Origin of the sequence: Mycolicibacterium agri, from assembly GCF_002553505.1 — a bacterium.
GTDB classification, from domain to species: Bacteria; Actinomycetota; Actinomycetes; order Mycobacteriales; family Mycobacteriaceae; genus Mycobacterium; species Mycobacterium agri.
Genome location: NZ_PDCP01000051.1, coordinates 23,298 through 40,494 on the forward strand (window position 1 = coordinate 23,298; position 17,197 = coordinate 40,494).

Consider the following 17,197-nt stretch of genomic DNA (forward strand, 5'->3'; position numbering starts at 1 on the left):
TCTTTAGTCACTCAACCCTAGCCCGTGACGGAAAGGGCAGCGGCCATGGTCAACGCGACGGTCATGATTGCCAGCTCGGTCAGCGATCGAGACCGCGACAAATATGCGGTCACGCGGTGCGACTTTGCCGCGGGTAACCATCGGGCCCGGTTGCTCCACGCTAGCGCGAGCAATACAACAGTTAGCACGATCTTGATCAGCAACACCCGCCCGTAGCCCGTGCCGAACAACTGCGACGGGCTGCCGATGACCACCAGCGCCCCGGCGACCCCGCCGGCCAGCAGGGCGATCACACACCCCAGCGACAGCTCCGAGAACCGCGGCAGCACCCGGGCCCACTGCCCGCGGTGCTCGACCGTCAGCACCAGCGCCGCCAACGTTCCGCACCACAGCGCGGCCGTCAACGCGTGCACCGCAATTGCCGCCCCGCCCAGGGCACTCGCGGCCATGTGACCGCCAATTGTGCGTGCCACCAACCCAACTGCCGTGACGCCCGCGACGGCGACGGTCACCGGGGCAGTCCTCGGGGCGGCGACGGCCAGCAGCAGCACCACACCGGCCGCCGCCGCGCTGAACACCCCCGAGCGCCCGACCGCGGTCGCCGACGCGAACTCAAGGGCCGTGCCGAGGCCGACCCGCGTCACCGGCATCGCGGCAGCCGCTGCGGCGCCGACGACCAAGCGGCACAGTTCGGCCACCAGCCAGACGCCCGCCGCGACCGCGAGCGGTGCCTCGGCCCGGTGCATGAGCTCGGTTCGGTGGCGGCCGTCCTCGAGCGCAGGCGCCGTCGCGAGGCCGAGCGTGACGGCCGCCGCGCAGTCGGCGACCGCACGCACCACCGCCTGGGCCGGCGCGGCCTGCGGGTACGCCAACGCCCACGCCGCGCCTGAGGCGGCGAGCACGACGAGCAGCCCGCCCAGCGCGGCGTGGGTCCGGGTCACGTCTTTCGCCGCGTCGCCCACCAGACTCCGCCGGCGATGATCAGCGCACCGATCACCAGGAACGGCCACACCGGAATCCCGCCATCTGTGGGTTCGGCCGGTGCGGCCGTCGCCCGGCCCGGCGTGCCAGGCCCTGGCGCCGTCAGCTCGAACTGCCACGACCCCGACACCGGATGGCCGTCCGCCGACGTCACGCGGTAGTTCACCGTGTAGGTGCCCGTCGGCCCGAGCGGGCGCACACTCACCGAGACCACCGCGCCCTCGACCTGCGGGTCGCCGTCCGACCACAGGTTGCCGTCCGGTCCCACCACGGTCATCGCGGCGAAATCGGGCTGTATCTGCTCGTTGAATGTCGCGCTGACCCGTTGCGGTCCCTGCGCCAGCGCGGCGCCTTCGGCGGGATCGGCCGCGATGCGGACGGCGTGTGCGGATGCAACCGGGGCGCCGGCCAGCGCCATCGCCGCCACCAGGGCGGCGATGAACGCGAGCCGGGCAATCCGGATCATGTGCGTCTCCGCGCGATCAATGCCGCGGCCACCCCGACGGCGGCCAGCGTGATGGCGCCGCCGGCGAGCCAGCGCGCGGTGTTGTCGGCGCCCTGCGTGGCCTGAGCCGTCATCGCGTGCTCGGAGGTCGTCGGCGTCGCACCGGTCAAGCTCAGCACAGGCGCGGGATGCTCCGGTTCAGCGCCGTCGGGTAGCGGCGCCTGGTCCCAGCGCACCACCGTCCCGTCGGAGTACGTCTGGGTGGTCGGGAAGCTGACGCTGTCGCCGTCGGGCAGCTTCACCGACACCCGGAACAGCGCGAACTGGTCCGACGAGATGCCGATCGTCGGGTCGGCCGTCCAGGTGACCGAGTGGACGGTGCCCGCCGCGGTGTCCCGTTCGACCGTGGCCGTCCAGCCGGGCATGACTTCGGTACGCGCCGACGCGACGTCGGGCAGCTCGACACGCAACTGCGTCGTCAAGGCCCCGGTGTCGGATTCGCCCGGCACCCGGAACGTCAGCACCGATGTGGTGCCCGGCGCGGGATCGTCGGCGTCGACGTGGACGTGCGCCGACGCCGGGCCGGCGGTCACCAGCCCGAGAGTGAAGGCCGCGGCCGTGGTGGCCACGCTGATAAGGGCGCGCTTGGGCGCCCCGGATGGGGAACGCATTCAATTGTCACTTTCTGTGTTGGGGATTTCGGACGGTCAGCGTGCGGGGCTGACCGGCGGTCCCCGGTGTGACATCGAAGCGGCGAGCAGAAGCGCCGAATGCATCGGCTGGTCGGCGCAGATCGTGACAACGGCGCGCTCGGGCGTCGGCGGCACGATGACGCGCGCGACGGAGCCGACGACGCGCGATACCGCCCGGCAGAGATGGTCGCCCGCCGCGATCAGCAGCGCGCCGACCACCACCGCCATCGCGTGCGCCGCCAGCATCGCCGGGGCGGGCAGCACCGTCGCGGTGTCGCCGCCGTGGCTGTGGCCTGCGGCGCTCAACATCAGGTGGCCGGCGAGCTGACCTGCTGCGAGCAATGCCAGCAGCACGCGGGCGTCTGACGTGCGGGCGATGCTCGCGGCCAGACTGCCGACCGTCACGGCCAGCACCGCGAGCAGCGCCGCCGATGTGCCCGTCGGAGCGGCACTGCCTGCCAGGCCGTGGGCCGCCACCGCCAGCGTCGCGGTCAGCAGCCCGGCAGCCGTCCCCCGCAGACGCGCTGCGACGGTCGACGGCTGGCTCACGGCGATGCCTTTCAGGCCACGCCGAGGCGAGCCATCAGGTCGGCGTCGATGCCGTCGAGCTGGCGGGAGATCGAATCGTGGGCCGCCTTGCGCTTGCCCGACGGCATGTTCTCGGCGGCGGTGACCGCGGCGGACAGCTCGCTGAGCCGCTCGGTGATGGCGGCGACGAACTCCTTGGTCTCGGCGTCCTTGGGCTTCTTCTCGGCGACGAGCCGCAGCGTCTGCTCGGCGCCCGCGATGCGGGCCGACAGCTGGGCGCCGTGCCCCGAGAACTGGCCCAGCTGGCTGAGTGGAACGCCGAGCCGATCGGCGCGCCGTTCGTCGAGGAAGCCCCGCGCGGCCATTGCCCCGCGGTAGGCCAGCGGCACGGCGATCGGCGCCAACAGCCGGGTGACGGTCAACGCGCGGCGGATCCGCGTCGGAGAGAACAGCTTGCCCTCCTGGGCCGCCTTGAGCTGAGTTTCAGCAACCTTGAGCGCGGCCTTGTCGCTCTGCCGCTGGGCGCGCAATTGGGCCTTGAGCGCCTTGGCCTCGGCCTTGCGGGCCGCCTTGTCGCGACGGCGCTCGTTCTTCGCGGCGAGCTTGGCCTCAAGCTTCGCTTTCGCCTTGATGGCGCGGGCCTCAGCTCGCCGAGTAGCGCGGCTTTTGCGTCGCTTGAACAGGCCCATCTGGCCGCCTTCCGGTCGTCTCGTCGACATCGTGGCCACTGATCTGCGCGATGGCGCAGCACCAACACTATCGCCCCGCATTCGGGCCAGCGTTGGCGTGCCCCGGTGCGCATGTGGTTCGATCCACTAGCAAACGTGTGTGAGGCGTTTGTGCGACAATTGTGACACTCCCCGTCCGCCCCTCGGTCGACGGGCGTGCTGAGAGGTGGTGACCGAGTGGCTCCGCGTGTGCGTGTCGCCGCGTCGGCGGTTCTCGTCGCGTCCGGGCTGCTCATCACCGGCGCCGGTGGCGCGAGCGCGATTGCCGATCCCGGACACGGCTACGGACGATCGGACAAGGACATGTCATGGCCAGGCGGTGCCCGATGTCAGTCGCGTCCGCGCGGTTGGACCTGCTGCCCGTGGGCGGGTTCCTGATCGGAAAGCTGGCTTCCTATTCGGCCCTCGGTGCATTGCTGGGAGCCCTCGGGGCGGCGGTGTCACTATCCGTCGATGCCCGGACCGCTGTTCAACAAGTTGGACATCAACCTGCTGTTGCCGCTGTTCGTGGATGGTGAGCGGACCACGGTTGGCCAGCACATCGAGCTTCTGCTGCACCTCGCCCTGGACGTTGGTGTGGTCCGCCGAACCCAGTACCCCGGCCAGCGCGCCGGCCGCGACACGGTTCGAAATCGCCTTGCAGGCGAGCGCGACATCGAGGATCAGGCCGTTGAGGTCCCCGGACGCGTCGGGGTGACGCCGGCGTTCTTCAATCAGAAACTGCACCAAGGTGGTGCGATCGGCAAACATGCCCCAAGGATGTCGGGGGCGGTGCTGACCGGCCATCCCCCGCCTGGGTGGGTGGCTGGGTGGCTGCCGACCGAGCTGAGCCTGTAACCGAAACATCTGGAACCGATAAGGCCTCGTCCAGACCGTGTCTGGACCTCCATCGCCCCGGTGTCGAGAAACCTGCAGGCCGTGCCGTCACGCCTGGCTGCGTCGCTCCTAGAACTGTCTGCAGTTCGATGCGGTCGGGACTCCGTTGAAGCGGTCCGCCAACCATGCGAATACTTTCTGCGCGCCACCGAGTGGAGCGGTCGTGTCGCCGGGATGGTGTCCGAGGAGCTCGACGAGCCCTACCGGCTGCCAGCCGAACACCCCAGGGGCAAATACCTGCTGTTGTTCGATCCGCTCGACGGATCCTCGAACATCGACGTCAATGTGTCGGTTGGCAGCATCTTTTCGATACTGAGGGCGCCGCAACCCGGCTCGGACCCCGAGCCGCAGGACTTTCTGCAGCCCGGCTGTGAGCAGGTGTGCGCCGGATATGCGATCTACGGGCCGTCGACGATGCTTGTCCTGTCGGTCGGCACCGGGGTGCACGCGTTCACCCTGGACCCGAACCTGGGGGAGTTCATCCTCACCCGCGAGTCAATCCAAATACCGGAGAGCACCAAGGAATTCGCTATCAACGCGTCCAACCAGCGATTCTGGGAGCCGGCCGTGCAACGGTATGTGCAGGAGTGTCTCGCCGGCCGCTCAGGGCCCCGCCAAAAAGACTTCAATATGCGCTGGGTCGCCTCGCTGGTGGCTGAAACTCACCGGATCCTCACCCGTGGAGGAGTTTTCCTGTATCCGCGTGACTCGCGGCAGCCGGTCAAGCCCGGCCGGTTGCGGCTGCTGTACGAGGCGAATCCAGTGGCATTTCTCATCGAGCAAGCCGGCGGCGCGGCCAGCACCGGACGAGGCCGTCTCCTCGACGTGGTTCCCACCGATGTGCACCAGCGGGTCTCTTTCGTGTTCGGTGCTCGCGAGGAGGTCGCAATCATCGAGGATTACCACGGCGAATCCTATGAGCTGGCCTCCAAATTGCCGCTCTACGGCACACGCGGCCTGTTCCGCAGCGCGGCGGTCTGACTAGCGTGTCACGCAAAAATCCGATCGTCTCGGTCACGGGATCCTCGGGCGCTGGCACGACCTCTGTGATGCCAGACCGCGCGGCCCGCCAGATAGCGCACCGACTTGCCGGCCTCGGCCAACACCGTCAGCAACAAGGCGGCGTAGACCGTGGTCAGATCCACCGTCCAGGACACCTGATCACCCAGTGCGTCAATGTCACTGACGAGCTCGCGGATCGCTTGTTCGTCATTGACCAGCCTGCGCGACAACACCACCGCGCCCTTGTCATCGACCACACAGACCCAGTGGTACTCCTTGCCGACATCCACACCAGCCCACAACTGGCCCGTCGTCATCGAACCCCTTTTCACTTGTCTACCAACACAATCCCCACGGACAACCCCGCCAGCATTTCCTTAAATAGGCGATCGCATCGCAGATCTCAATCAGCGGCCAGAGGAAGTCCAGGCAGGCCGGGCGGCCAGTCCTTTCAAGCCGCACCATCAGGCCGGCACGAGTCATGCTGCCTCACCCGGCCCACCCGGGTCACAGCCCAACGTAACAACACGAAGTAACTGCACCTACGAACTTAAGGGTAGTCATGAACGGCCCAACCGCTGAGCTGTCGTCCGCCGCCGCGGTGCGTCGCCAATGATCGCGCCACACGCCCGCCGGGTAACGGTCGACCGATTCGGGCCGCCCGAGATGTTGCACGTCGAATCGTTCGCGTTGGGTGAGCCGGGGCGTCGGCGCGTGCGCGTGCGCGTAACGCATGCGTCGGTCGGATCGACCGACGCGATGGCGCGGTCAGGCGATTACCTCTTCCAGCCCCGGCCCGGCTTCGTTCCTGGCTATGACTTCGTGGGCGTGGTCGAGACCACCAATGCCGCCGCGGCTCGCCGGGGACTGTCTATCGGCATGCGGGTGATCGGCTGTCTAGCCCGGATGGGGTCCTACACAACACATTTGAATGCCTGCATCGATCGCCTGGTTCCGTTGCCCGATGAACTCGACTCAACAGTTGCCGCCGCCCTGCCACTGGACCTGGTCACCGCGGACCTGGCACTCGAGCTAGCCGAACCACCCCACGGCGGAACACTTTTCGTCCAGGGAGTCTCCGGCCCGGTCGGCAGCTTGCTCACTCAGCTCGCCGTCGCGAAAGGACTGCGGGTGTTCGGCACGGCATCGGAGCGCACCCGCGCCAGCGCGGAGTCCCTTGGCGCGCACGTCGTGAACTACCGGGATCCGAACTGGCCCATAATGATTCGGCAGCTGACCGCCGGCGGGGCGCACGCCGGCGTCGACCACACCGGCACCGCACTGGTTCGGGCGGCGACCAGGCGCACGGGCACGGTGGTCCGTACCGCATGGAGCGGCCGGCCCGGACACGGTCGCGTCGACGCCGCGCGGGGTGGGCCCGCGACGTTGGCTCGCAGATTCACCTCGCCCAGTGAACGTCTGTGCTCAGTCCCGCTACTGGTCGCGTTACAGCCGCAAAGGTACCGACAGATCCTGCACGACCAACTACACCGAATCGCCGGCGGCCAACTCCGGGCACCCACGGTGACCACGGCGCCCTTCGACGAGGTCATCGACGCCCACCGGCAACTGGCCGACCTCCCGCCGGGGCACAAGCTCGTCCTCGAAATGCCCCCTGGCTAGAGACGACGATATCCAACGAGCGACGTGCCGCCCCGCCGAACCGCGGGAGCGCATCCTGCGCGGCGCCGTCATCACCATGGAGCCCCACCAGCCGCGGGCCGGCGCGGTGGGAATCCGCGACGGTGTCATCGAATCGGTCGGCACCGTCGAGCATGTTCGGTCGGCCATGGGTCAACACGTCCCGGTCGATGACCTCGGTTCAGCGGCGATCCTGCCGGGATTCATCGACGCACATCACCATTTCTCCCTGGCCGTGTTCGACGCCGGGGTGCCCGGCCTGCACCTGCCGCCCGGCAGCCGGGTCGGCGATCTTCTGAAACTGGTCAACCGGGCGGTCTCCGACCACGACGGGCACGGCTGGATACGCATGCGCGGATACGACCCGGCCCTGCTGAACGAGGGTCGGGGCCCGCACATCCGCGAGCTCGACGAGGTCTGCCCCGACTACCCGCTGCTACTCATCGATTACAGCGGTCACGACGGATGTGTCAACTCGCGGGCGATGGCCGAGATGGGCTGGAACCGAAGCTCACCCAATCCACCCGGAGGCTTGCTTCGACGAGACCGGTTGGGCCGCTTGACCGGTGAAATCGTCGAAGGCGCGACGTTTCTGGCGGACGCGAGATCGCGCGGATCGTTGTCCCATCGCGGCGAGGATATCTGGACCGCCGAATGCGAGCGGCACTCGCGACGATTGCTCGCCGCCGGGATAGTCCGCGTGGCAGACGCGGCGGTGGCACCGATGTTCGACCCGCTGTTTGAACGCGCCGCCCGCGCCCGGGCACTACCAGTCATCGTTCATCGGATGCCATTGGGTGGTCGCAGCATGCTCGATCCACGCTTCGACGTAGGGCCAACCGGCTCTGGACCCGAGAGCACCCCGGTCGGGCCGGCGAAACTGATCCTCGACGGCGCAAGCCGCTGCGCGCTGTGTTTCTCGATCCAGCAGGCGGCCACATTCGCCGCGAAAGCGATCAGGTCGGCCGTCGCCGCACGAAGCTTAGCGGCGCTGCGGGCGGAGTCACACCTGCAATGGCGTATCGGCCGCGATCAGCTCGTCCACGCGAGAATGTTGTTCTGGCAACAGGAACAACTCAACGCCGCCGTCGCTGAGGCCGTTGACAACCAGCTCCAGGTCGCCCAACACGCGATCGGCAACGAAGCGGTGAACATGGCGGTCACGGCATTGGAAGAACACCAGCAACGCCTGCACAGGCTGCCCGGACGACCGCGCCTGGAACACACCGTCCTGATTGACCCGCCGCTCGCACAGCGCATCGCCAACGTGGGCGCCATCGCCACAGTCCAGCCCTACTTCGTCTATGACTTTCTCGGGGACGCCGTCGCGAGGACGCCGATTCCGAACCTCTCCTGGTCTTGCCGCTTCGCACGCTCACCGATGCCGGGGTGATACTGGCCGGCAGTTCGGACTATCCGGTTGTCGACTTCGACGTCCTCGCCAGCGTCCAAGCCGCCGCGACCCGGCGCACCCGCAGCGGTCTGCAGTGTGAACCCGAGGAAGCGCTCAGCGTTGAAGAGGGCCTGCGCGCTTACACGGCGGGGTCAGCCCTGGCCCTCGGCGTCGACAATGTGGCTGGCACGCTACAACCCGGCAAGCGCGCTGACATTGTCGTGCTCTCCGACGACCCGACCCAGATTGACGTCGACACCCTGACCACGGTCATCGTGCGGCGAACCTACGTGGGCGGTGAACTCGCATTCGCCACCGCATCCGAAATACCAATCACCGCCCAGTGAGTCATCGCACACTGCCAGGCAGCGAAACACGGGATCCACAAGCGATGGGGCACCGTATTTACATCACCTGACCAGGGCATCCGGACAGGGAAGATGTCTGAATTCCAGCAAAAGAATGACGACCGTGACGAGGTTGAACGCTGCCGGGACTTTGAGCACAGACGTCAACACTTGCTCGAACTGACGCCACCCCCCGCCGGTTAGAACAACCGCGCCGATCGACGGATCACGGTCGACCGCCTTGGTCAGCAGGTCAAGTTCGCGAAGGAACGTCGAGTTCACCAGGTTGATCGGTGGGTTCACGTAGGTCGCAGTGAGAACGCGGCCGTGCTGCTCGAGCTGGATCGTCTGCAGGGATAGGTCGCATACGGCTTTCGTCGGGGCCCTCGCTACGGGATCGGGTAGGTGACCGAGGTGAGGCGCTCCGAAAGCGACCAGAGCTCAGCGGCGGTGTGCGGATCGTGAGCGGCGGCGACAGCGGACACGCGGGTGGGGTAGCCCCGGCTTTCAAGTGGCCCGTCCGGGCCGATCACATCGCCGCCGCGGGCGGTCGGGCCGGTGGCGGCGAACAGCTGTGGCAGGACGCCGCGGCGCGGGTCTTGGGCCAGGATGCGGTTCGTAATGCGCATGAACTGTTTGGTGATGCCGGTGGGACCGGAGGATTGCAGGTTGGTGGCCGAGTAGCCGGGGTGCGCCAGCAGGCTCGCGGTGCGCTTGCCGGCCTCGTGTAGTCGGCGATGCAGTTCAAGGCCGAAGACGGCGTTGGCGAATTTGGACTGTTGGTAAAAGGCGCGCGGGCTGTAGGCGACGGCCCCGTCCAGATCGTCCCAGTGGATACGTCCGGGTTTGTGCTCGGTGCTGGTCACCGTCACCACTCGGGCGTTTGGTGCTGACTCAAGGAGCGGGAACAACAACCCGGTCAAGGCGAAGTGGGCGAGATGGTTTGTGCCGAACTGGTTCTCGAAGCCGTCCTCGGTCAGCGTCCGCGGCGGCATCATCACCCCGGCATTGTTGACCAGGATGTCGAGGTGGTCGTGACTGTGCTGAAGGTCGGTCGCGAATCGGCGAACACTTGCCAACGCGCCAAGGTCGAGAACAGTGCCACGAATGTCTGCGGCCGGAACCTCGGTACGCACGCGGGTGACGGCGTCGGCGGATTTGGCCTCGGAGCGACAGGCTGCGGTGACACTTGCTCCTGCCCGCGTCAACGCCAGGACGGTGAGTTAGCCCAGCCCGCTGTTGGCGCCGGTGACAACGGCGGTGCGCCCCGTGAGGTCGGGGATCTGGTCGGTGGTCCAGTGCTCGGTCATCGAATCTCCAGACGTAGGTTGGCAGCGTCGGCGCCGCCGCGGTTAGGGCGCGGGGGTGGGGCCGTCTGTCCACAGGTCGCGGGCCAGTGCGCGGCGGTGCGGCCACAGCGAGTCCTTGGCCTGGAATCCGATAACTCCGGTGCCCTGGTCGGCGTCGGGGATCTGCCAGGCTCCGTTAACCGCGCCCGTCAGCCCGGCGGAGAGTTTCTCGAATGCTTGCGCGGTCTTCAGGTCCGCCTCAACGCCGTTGTTGATGATGAATTTCAGTTGCCGCACCGCCTGCTGATTCTTGCTGAGTACCACGGTGATCAACTCGTCTACGGCGGCGTCGAGCTGCCCATCAGGGACGACCCGATTCCACAGTGACAGCTCGGCTGCTCGTGATGCTGGGTGCAAGGCACCCAGCAGGTTGATCTCCTTAGTCAGACGCCGACCGATCAGCCGAGCCATCCGCGTGGTGCCTCCCCAGCCCGGGGTGATGCCGACGTCGACCTCGGGCATGCCCCACTTCGCGGTTGCCGCAGCGATGACGAAGTCGCAGGCCATGGTGATCTCCAAGCCGCCACCGACGGCGTAACCGTCGACGCGCGCGATGGTCACTTTGTCCAGCTCCTCCAGCGTGTCAGCCATGTGCTGATAGCCGGTGACGCGCCGCATTACCTGGTCGGCGTTGCCCCACTGGAACATCTCGGTGATGTCGTCCCCGGCGCAGAACGTGCCGCCGGTGCCCTCGACGACCAGCACCTTGATGGTGGTGCTGTCGCGGACCCGTTCCAAAGCGTGGATGAACTCGTTCGAGAGCTGCATCGACAGCGCGTTGTGGGCTTGGGGGCGGTTCAGGGTCAGGCGCGCGACAGCGCCGTCTTCGGCATACAGCAGGCCTGCGTACGGAAGTTCGACGTGGTGCGCTGATGGTGCCGGCGCTCCCGGCGCGAGACGATTCTCGACACTGGCCACAGCGATTCTCCTTCAACCAGTTAAGTTGCGTTTGGCTACCGACAGTGAAGCACAGTGAGTATTAGTTTGCAACTGACCCTTGTACGCTGTATCCCATGATGGATCTAGGCGAGTTTCGCATCGATTCGGTCGCGGCCGCCCTGGGCGAGGTTGGAGACCGGTGGACGTTCCTCGTGTTGCGCGAGTCCTTCTTCGGAGTCACCCGTTTCGCTGACTTTCAACGTAACCTCGGCGTGGCCCGCAATATCTTGTCCGACCGGCTTGGCAAACTTGTCGACAACGCAATCCTGCTGCGCCGTCCCTATAGCCAGAATCCACCTCGCGACGAGTACCGACTCACCGAGAAGGGCCTCGACCTGTACGGCGTCATCGTTGCGCTCATGAACTGGGCCGACCGCTGGATTGTCGACCAGCCCCCGCTGACACTCACACACGTCACCGACGGCGGGGCTGTGGAACAGTCATTGCGCTGTGCGCAGTGTGGCGAGCACCTCACCGTCCGTGATATCAGCTACCACTACACCGACCCGACAGCATCACGAGCTGAAACCCTCCCGAAGTCAACGCACCGTTCAGAGGCCACTCGTCCAGCGAGTCCCGCCAACCCATGAGCGCCCCGCTGAACGGTGTCAGATAACCGCGCCTGCTTGGGAGAGGTGGCCCGTACTTGGACACGTCTCATGGCCGCGCCGAGATATCTAAACCGATAGGTTCGATGATCGCGGGGAAATCTGATTGGTGCTCTGTCGTGAGAGTTGCGATCATGGCGCACACGATGTGGTGGCCGTTGGGTGAGGAGATCGTGCGGGTATGACGATGGTCGCATTGGGCGTGCCCTCCATGCCGAACGCGCTTTCGGCCCCGGACACTGGTCCGCTGGTCGATACCTACGGGCGGGTTGCTACCGATCTGCGCGTGTCGCTGACGGACCGCTGTAACCTGCGCTGCACGTACTGCATGCCCGCCGAAGGCCTGGACTGGCTGCCGGGCGACGCGCTGCTGCAGCCCGACGAGCTGATCCGGCTGTTGCGCATCGCGGTCACCCGCCTGGGAATCAAGAGTGTCCGGTTCACCGGTGGTGAGCCGCTGGTGGCCAAGGGTCTGGAGCGGATCGTCGCGGCGACGGCGGCCCTGCAACCCCGCCCGGAGATCGCGCTGACTACCAACGGGATCGGGCTGGGACGACGGGCGGCTGGCCTCAAGCGTGCCGGGCTGGACCGGATCAACGTGTCGCTGGACACCGTCGACCCGCAGCGCTTCGCCGCCACCACCCGACGGAACCGCCTCGCCGATGTACTGGAAGGGCTCGCAGGCGCAGCGGCGGCCGGGCTCTCACCGGTCAAGGTGAACGCAGTGTTGGATCCGGGGACCGGGCTGGCCGACGCGGTCGAGCTGCTGCGCTTCTGCGTTGCCCATGGCTATCAGTTGCGGTTCATTGAGCAGATGCCACTCGACGCCGAACATCACTGGGACCGCGACACCGCGCAACGTGCCGACGGCGTGCTGGCCGCGCTCCAGGCACATTTCCAGCTGACCCCCGATCCCGCGCCACGGGGGTCGGCACCGGCCGAGCTGTGGCTCGTGGACGGCGGGCCCGCCAAGGTGGGCATCATCGCGTCGGTGTCCCACGAGTTCTGCGGAGCCTGCGACCGCACCCGCCTCACCGCGGACGGACAGGTGCGCAGCTGCCTGTTCTCCCAGCGCGAGAAGGATTTGCGGGGTCTGCTGCGCGGCGGCGCCGACGACGACGTCATCGAGGCGGCCTGGCGTGCCGCCATGTGGGCAAAACCGGCCGGACACGGCATCAACGACCCCGGATTCGTGCAGCCGGACCGGCCGATGAGTGCGATCGGCGGATGACCACCGTCACCGTCCGATACTTTGCCGCAGCCCGGGCGGCGGCGGGTGCGGAGGCTGAAGCGATCGCCCTGGACGACGGCACGACGGTTGCCGAATTGCTCGGGATGCTGGGTGACCGCGGCGAAGAGTTGGCGCGGGTGCTGCGGCGATGCTCGTTCCTGCGAGACGGCGTCGCTGTCCGCGACCACGCGGTCATGTTGCTCTCCGGCGACACGGTCGATGTGTTGCCGCCATTTGCCGGCGGGTAGCTTCGTCGACGTCCTAGTCGACGGCGAGTGCCACCTCGGTCGACTTCACCAGCACGGTGGTAGCAACCCCTTCGGCAAGGCCGAGCTCTTCGACCGCGTCTTTGGTGATGGATGCGGTCATGATCTGATCGCCGCCGTCGAGGCGAACCTTCACCGTCGCCATCACGCCGCCGATATTCACTTCGGTGACGGTGGCCGGCAGCTGATTGCGGGTGGACAGACGCATTCCGAGATCCCCTTCTGTGCAGTAGCGACGGTCACACCGTACTCGACGCAGAGGGAATCTGATAGCGCCTTATCTGCGGAATTCTGAGCGATACTTAACCGTAAACCGCACTCAGTTTGTATGGTTTTTCCGCATGTGCGGAGCCATACTGGCGCAGAGGAGGTCGGCGTGACAGCCATTCGGATCAAGGATGCGGCTGCGCTCCTCGGTGTCAGCGACGACACGGTGCGCCGCTGGATCGATAGCGGCAGCCTTCCTTCGTTCAAGGACGAGTCGGGACGCAAAGTAATCGCCGGCGATGCGCTGGCCGAGTTCGCCCGGGAACACGCGGCGCCGCCACCGAATCCCCTCGGCGTCGCCAGTTCCGCACGTAACCGGTTCGTCGGTCTCGTCACGAAGGTGACTACAGATCAGGTGATGGCCGAAGTGCAGATGCAGTGCGGACCCTTCACCATCGTCTCGCTGATGAGCAGTGAGTCGGCCACCGAACTCGGCCTCGAACCGGGCGTCGTCGCCGTGGCGGTCGTCAAAGCAACAACCGTGATCATCGAAACACCTGGAGGAACGTCATGAGATCGATCTTCGCTGTGGCCGTGGCGGCATTGGGCGCTGCGACTCTTGTCGGCGGCTGCTCGACGTCAGGGACCGATACCGCCTCGACGACGACCGGAGGTGCATCGCCGGCACCCGCGAGCATCACCGGCGATATCACCGTGTTCGCGGCTTCATCGGTGAAGTCGACCTTCACCAAATTGGCCGCCCAACTGGAGAAAGACAACCCGGGAACGAAGGTCACGTTCAATTTCGCGGGTTCCTCCGATCTGGTTGCCCAACTCACGCAAGGCGCACCCGCCGACGTGTTCGCGTCCGCCGACACGAAGAACATGACCAAGGCGGTCGACGCCGGCCTGGTGGCCAAAGATCCGGTCAACTTCGCCACCAACACGCTGACCATCGTCACTCCGCCGGGAAACCCGAAAAAGATCGCATCGTTCGCGGATCTGGCCAAGCCCGGCACCCAGGTCGTGGTGTGCGCACCCCAGGTGCCCTGCGGATCGGCCACCGAAAAGGTCGAGAAAGCCACCGGCGTGACCCTGAAGCCGGTGAGCGAGGAATCAACAGTCACCGACGTGCTGGGAAAGATCACCGCCGGCCAGGCCGACGCTGGACTGGTCTACGTCACCGATGCCAAAGGTGCCGGTGACAAGGTCACCACGGTCCCGTTCCCCGAGTCCAGCGGCGCTGTGAACACGTACCCGATCGCCGTCCTCAAGGGGTCGAAGAACCCTGCCGCCGCGCAAAAGTTCGTTGATCTCGTGTCAGGCGCGGAGGGGCGGAAGGTGTTGGCGGAAGCGGGTTTCGCTGCGCCATGACGGCAGGACGGCGGTCTGGTGGACTGATCCAGGTCGGGCTGCCAGCCTGGATCTTTCTGCCTGCGGTGGTCGGTGCGCTCTTCGTGATCGTGCCGCTAGTGGCGATCCTGCTCAAGATTGACTGGCCGAACTTCATCGCCCTCATCGCGTCCGAATCCTCGCGCACCGCATTGGTGTTGAGCTTGAAGACCTCCGCGGCGAGCACCACAGTCTGTGTGCTCGTCGGCGTACCGATGGCGCTGGTACTCGGCCGCGCAACATTCCCCGGCCAGTCGGTCCTGCGAGCTCTCGTCGTGCTCCCGCTTGTCCTGCCCCCGGTCGTGGGTGGGATTGCCCTGTTGTACACCTTCGGCCGGCAAGGGCTGCTCGGTCATCAACTCGAGGTGGCGGGCATCCAGATCGCGTTTTCGACCATCGCGGTGGTGCTGGCACAGTCCTTCGTGTCGCTGCCCTTCCTCGTGGTCAGCCTCGAGGGTGCACTGCGCACCGCCGGCACCGACTACGAACGCATCGCCGCGACCCTCGGTGGCCGGCCCACCACCGTGCTGCGGACGGTGACGTTGCCCCTGGTGATTCCCGGGTTGATGTCGGGAGCGGTGCTGGCGTTCGCTCGCTCCCTGGGCGAATTCGGAGCGACGCTGACCTTCGCCGGCTCGCTGCAGGGCGTCACCCGGACACTGCCGCTCGAGATCTACCTGCAACGCGAGACCGATCCCGACGCCGCCGTCGCTCTTTCGCTGGTACTCATCGTGGTCGCCGCGGCCATCGTCATCGCGTCGGCCAGCCATCGCCTGGCGGGGCCGGCATGAGCAGCGTATGTGTGCAGGCCGCCCTCGAGCAGCGGGGAATCAAATTCGACCTCGCACTCGACGACGGCGAGGTGCTCGCCGTGCTCGGGCCCAACGGTGCAGGAAAATCGTCGCTTCTGCTGATGATCGCCGGACTGTTGCGACCCGACCACGGCCGAATCGAACTCGGCGAAAACGTGGTCACCGACACCAGCGCAGGGGTGTTCGTGGCCGCACACGCGCGTGGTGTCGCCATGCTGTCCCAGCAGGCACTGCTGTTCCCGCACATGAGCGCGGTCGCCAACGTCGCCTATGCCCCGCGCTGCAAGGGCCAGAGCCGCTCCGCCGCGCGCGCCACCGCGCAACGCTGGCTGGAGGCAGTCGACGCTGGACACCTCGCCGACCGACGCCCGGCCCAGCTCTCCGGAGGCCAGGCGCAACGTGTCGCCGCCGCCCGCGCACTGGCCGCCGAACCCCAGGTGCTGCTTCTCGACGAACCGATGTCAGCACTCGACGTCACCGCCGCCCCAGCGCTGCGGCGACTGCTGCGTGACGTGCTGCGCCGCGAGCGCCGCACCGCCATCATCGTCACCCACGACCTACTCGACGCCCTCGCGATCGCCGACAAGGTCGTCGTCCTCGAACGCGGACGGGTCGTGGAAAGCGGCCCCGTCCGTACCGTTTTGGCCTCCCCGCGAACTGCTTTCACCGCCCGGATCGCGGGTGTCAACCTGATTCCCGGAGTCGTCACCGCACCGGGAACGATCCGGACAGCAGGGGGGCATTGATATTTCGGGCGTCGGCGACCTCGAGTCAGGCGCCTCGGCGGTCGCATTGTTTCGGCCCAGTGCGGTGGCGGTCCACCTCGACCCGCCACATGCCAGCCCGCGCAACGTGTTCAAAGAGACTATCGCCGAAATGGACATTCACGGAACGGCTGTCCGGATCCGGGGCGCCGACCAACCCGACGGAAGCGCCGGACTTGCCGCCGACATCACCGCCGCATCCGCTGCAGACCTCGACCTCGCGCCCGGCCAGACCGTCTACTTCGTGGTGAAAGCACAAGAGGTGGAACTCCATCCCGCACTGCCCGCGCTAACCTACGTCAACTGAAATAACCCCGGCCACCGACGGTGAGCGAGTGCACCACCCGGAATTCCAAATCGGAGGGGCCGCCCGCCAATCCTGGTCGCACATCCGCGCCGAACCCGCTCAGCGACGCCGAACCGGACCCCTCAATCAGCGCCCTAGGTGTACTGGGACAGGACGTTGGTAGCAGGCGTGTTGGCTTGATGTGAGGAGAACCTCCGGGTGGGGTGTGGCTTGTCTAGGTCCACCACCGTCCGGAGGTTCTCGTGTCCCACCGTAATGCCCGTACGACGTTTCACGGCCGGCTGCTGATAGTGCGCCGGTATCAGGCTGGCTGGCCCAAGGCCCATATCGCGAAAGCGATGGGGGTTTCGCGTAAATGCGTCCACACCTGGATCAGTCGTTTTGAGACCGAGGGTGAAGACGGTCTTCACGACCGGTCCTCGCGGCCGCATACCAGTCCGACCCGTGTCCGGCCCAGCGTGGAGAACCAGATCGTGGCCTGGCGCAAACGCCACCGGTGCGGTCCTGACGAGATCGCCGCCAAGCTCGGGATGTGCCCGCGAACGGTGTCCCGTGTGCTCAACCGTCGACAGATGCCCCACCTACGCGAGCTGGACCCGATGACCGGTCAGGTGATCCGCTCTTCTAAGACCACCGCGGTGCGTTATGAGCGGTCGCGCCCCGGCGAGCTGGTTCACATGGACGTCAAG

General features: G+C 66.7%; 21 protein-coding genes and 2 pseudogenes. 12 read left to right on the forward strand and 11 right to left on the reverse strand.

Annotated features, from left to right (window positions below; genetic code table 11):
* Positions 1 to 17: 17 nt before the first annotated feature.
* From CQY20_RS23090 to CQY20_RS35615, 6 genes are all read right to left on the reverse strand, one after another.
* Positions 18 to 941 (reverse strand): CopD family protein, encoded by a 924-nt coding sequence (locus CQY20_RS23090; RefSeq protein ID WP_097942429.1) that lies wholly within the window; start codon positions 939 to 941, stop codon positions 18 to 20.
* Positions 938 to 1,447: a copper resistance CopC family protein gene (locus CQY20_RS23095; RefSeq protein WP_097942410.1), complete on the reverse strand. Its 510-nt coding sequence runs from the start codon at positions 1,445 to 1,447 to the stop codon at positions 938 to 940. Before CQY20_RS23095 ends, CQY20_RS23090 begins: the two co-directional genes overlap by 4 nt.
* Positions 1,444 to 2,097 carry a YcnI family copper-binding membrane protein gene (locus tag CQY20_RS23100; RefSeq protein WP_097942411.1) on the reverse strand — a complete coding sequence of 218 codons (654 nt, stop codon included), beginning with the start codon at positions 2,095 to 2,097 and terminating at the stop codon, positions 1,444 to 1,446. Before CQY20_RS23100 ends, CQY20_RS23095 begins: the two co-directional genes overlap by 4 nt.
* Positions 2,098 to 2,133: 36 nt before the next feature.
* Positions 2,134 to 2,667: a hypothetical protein gene (locus tag CQY20_RS23105; protein WP_234816376.1), complete on the reverse strand. Its 534-nt coding sequence runs from the start codon at positions 2,665 to 2,667 to the stop codon at positions 2,134 to 2,136.
* 11 nt (positions 2,668 to 2,678) lie between these two features.
* Entirely contained in the window at positions 2,679 to 3,335 is a 657-nt protein-coding gene (locus CQY20_RS23110) for a DUF6474 family protein (RefSeq protein WP_097942412.1), read from the reverse strand.
* 345 nt (positions 3,336 to 3,680) lie between these two features.
* Positions 3,681 to 4,220 carry a hypothetical protein gene (locus tag CQY20_RS35615; RefSeq protein WP_308494464.1) on the reverse strand — a complete coding sequence of 180 codons (540 nt, stop codon included), beginning with the start codon at positions 4,218 to 4,220 and terminating at the stop codon, positions 3,681 to 3,683.
* Positions 4,221 to 4,292: 72 nt separating this feature from the next.
* On the opposite strand from CQY20_RS35615, the gene CQY20_RS23125 reads away from it, so the two are divergent.
* Positions 4,293 to 5,231, forward strand: a complete 939-nt coding sequence (locus tag CQY20_RS23125) for a class 1 fructose-bisphosphatase (RefSeq protein WP_272938829.1) — start codon at positions 4,293 to 4,295, stop codon at positions 5,229 to 5,231.
* A gap of 23 nt (positions 5,232 to 5,254) precedes the next feature.
* Here the strand turns inward: CQY20_RS23125 and CQY20_RS23130 are convergent.
* Positions 5,255 to 5,569: pseudogene (locus CQY20_RS23130) on the reverse strand (IS110 family transposase); the annotation flags it as partial.
* A gap of 295 nt (positions 5,570 to 5,864) precedes the next feature.
* Here CQY20_RS23130 and CQY20_RS23135 point away from each other — a divergent pair.
* From CQY20_RS23135 to CQY20_RS35995, 3 genes are all read left to right on the forward strand, one after another.
* A complete protein-coding gene (locus CQY20_RS23135) occupies positions 5,865 to 6,875 on the forward strand; it encodes a zinc-binding dehydrogenase (protein ID WP_097942415.1) in 1,011 nt (336 codons plus the stop codon).
* Between the two features lie 76 nt (positions 6,876 to 6,951).
* Complete coding sequence (locus tag CQY20_RS23140) at positions 6,952 to 8,286, forward strand: amidohydrolase family protein (RefSeq protein WP_097942416.1); 1,335 nt, start codon at positions 6,952 to 6,954, stop codon at positions 8,284 to 8,286.
* Positions 8,253 to 8,633 carry an amidohydrolase family protein gene (locus tag CQY20_RS35995; protein WP_163701107.1) on the forward strand — a complete coding sequence of 127 codons (381 nt, stop codon included), beginning with the start codon at positions 8,253 to 8,255 and terminating at the stop codon, positions 8,631 to 8,633. Before CQY20_RS23140 ends, CQY20_RS35995 begins: the two co-directional genes overlap by 34 nt.
* Before the next feature lie 63 nt (positions 8,634 to 8,696).
* On the opposite strand, the gene CQY20_RS23150 is transcribed toward CQY20_RS35995, so the two are convergent.
* The 3 genes from CQY20_RS23150 to CQY20_RS23160 form a co-directional block, all read right to left on the reverse strand.
* A complete protein-coding gene (locus tag CQY20_RS23150) occupies positions 8,697 to 8,936 on the reverse strand; it encodes a hypothetical protein (RefSeq protein WP_097942418.1) in 240 nt (79 codons plus the stop codon).
* A gap of 86 nt (positions 8,937 to 9,022) precedes the next feature.
* Entirely contained in the window at positions 9,023 to 9,841 is an 819-nt protein-coding gene (locus tag CQY20_RS23155) for an oxidoreductase (protein ID WP_234816379.1), read from the reverse strand.
* Positions 9,842 to 9,985: 144 nt separating this feature from the next.
* Positions 9,986 to 10,900 (reverse strand): enoyl-CoA hydratase/isomerase family protein, encoded by a 915-nt coding sequence (locus CQY20_RS23160; protein WP_163701109.1) that lies wholly within the window; start codon positions 10,898 to 10,900, stop codon positions 9,986 to 9,988.
* 95 nt (positions 10,901 to 10,995) lie between these two features.
* Here CQY20_RS23160 and CQY20_RS23165 point away from each other — a divergent pair, with 95 nt between their 5' ends.
* The 3 genes from CQY20_RS23165 (at position 10,996) to CQY20_RS23175 (ending at position 13,008) form a co-directional block, all read left to right on the forward strand.
* Positions 10,996 to 11,511, forward strand: coding sequence for a winged helix-turn-helix transcriptional regulator (locus CQY20_RS23165; protein ID WP_207767317.1), 516 nt, complete (start codon positions 10,996 to 10,998; stop codon positions 11,509 to 11,511).
* Positions 11,512 to 11,710: 199 nt separating this feature from the next.
* The gene (gene moaA / locus CQY20_RS23170) at positions 11,711 to 12,760 is read left to right on the forward strand and encodes a GTP 3',8-cyclase MoaA (protein ID WP_097942420.1); all 1,050 of its coding nucleotides are present in this window, start codon (positions 11,711 to 11,713) and stop codon (positions 12,758 to 12,760) included.
* Complete coding sequence (locus CQY20_RS23175; RefSeq protein ID WP_097942421.1) at positions 12,757 to 13,008, forward strand: MoaD/ThiS family protein; 252 nt, start codon at positions 12,757 to 12,759, stop codon at positions 13,006 to 13,008. The genes moaA and CQY20_RS23175 overlap by 4 nt, the downstream gene beginning before the upstream one ends.
* Before the next feature lie 13 nt (positions 13,009 to 13,021).
* Here CQY20_RS23175 and CQY20_RS23180 read toward each other — a convergent pair whose 3' ends face one another.
* A complete protein-coding gene (locus CQY20_RS23180) occupies positions 13,022 to 13,234 on the reverse strand; it encodes a TOBE domain-containing protein (RefSeq protein WP_097942422.1) in 213 nt (70 codons plus the stop codon).
* 168 nt (positions 13,235 to 13,402) lie between these two features.
* Between CQY20_RS23180 and CQY20_RS23185 the strand changes: the two genes are divergently transcribed.
* The 5 genes and pseudogenes from CQY20_RS23185 to CQY20_RS23205 all read left to right on the forward strand — a co-directional run.
* A complete protein-coding gene (locus CQY20_RS23185) occupies positions 13,403 to 13,807 on the forward strand; it encodes a TOBE domain-containing protein (RefSeq protein ID WP_097942423.1) in 405 nt (134 codons plus the stop codon).
* On the forward strand, positions 13,804 to 14,607 hold the full coding sequence (gene modA / locus CQY20_RS23190) for a molybdate ABC transporter substrate-binding protein (protein ID WP_097942424.1): 804 nt from the start codon (positions 13,804 to 13,806) through the stop codon (positions 14,605 to 14,607). Before CQY20_RS23185 ends, modA begins: the two co-directional genes overlap by 4 nt.
* Complete coding sequence (locus CQY20_RS23195) at positions 14,604 to 15,416, forward strand: ABC transporter permease (protein ID WP_097942425.1); 813 nt, start codon at positions 14,604 to 14,606, stop codon at positions 15,414 to 15,416. The genes modA and CQY20_RS23195 overlap by 4 nt, the downstream gene beginning before the upstream one ends.
* A pseudogene (locus CQY20_RS23200) lies at positions 15,413 to 16,508 on the forward strand (sulfate/molybdate ABC transporter ATP-binding protein). The gene CQY20_RS23195 and the pseudogene CQY20_RS23200 overlap by 4 nt, the downstream one beginning before the upstream one ends.
* A 242-nt stretch (positions 16,509 to 16,750) precedes the next feature.
* The coding region (locus tag CQY20_RS23205; RefSeq protein ID WP_165789290.1) for a helix-turn-helix domain-containing protein at positions 16,751 to 17,197 on the forward strand (447 nt) is incomplete at its 3' end.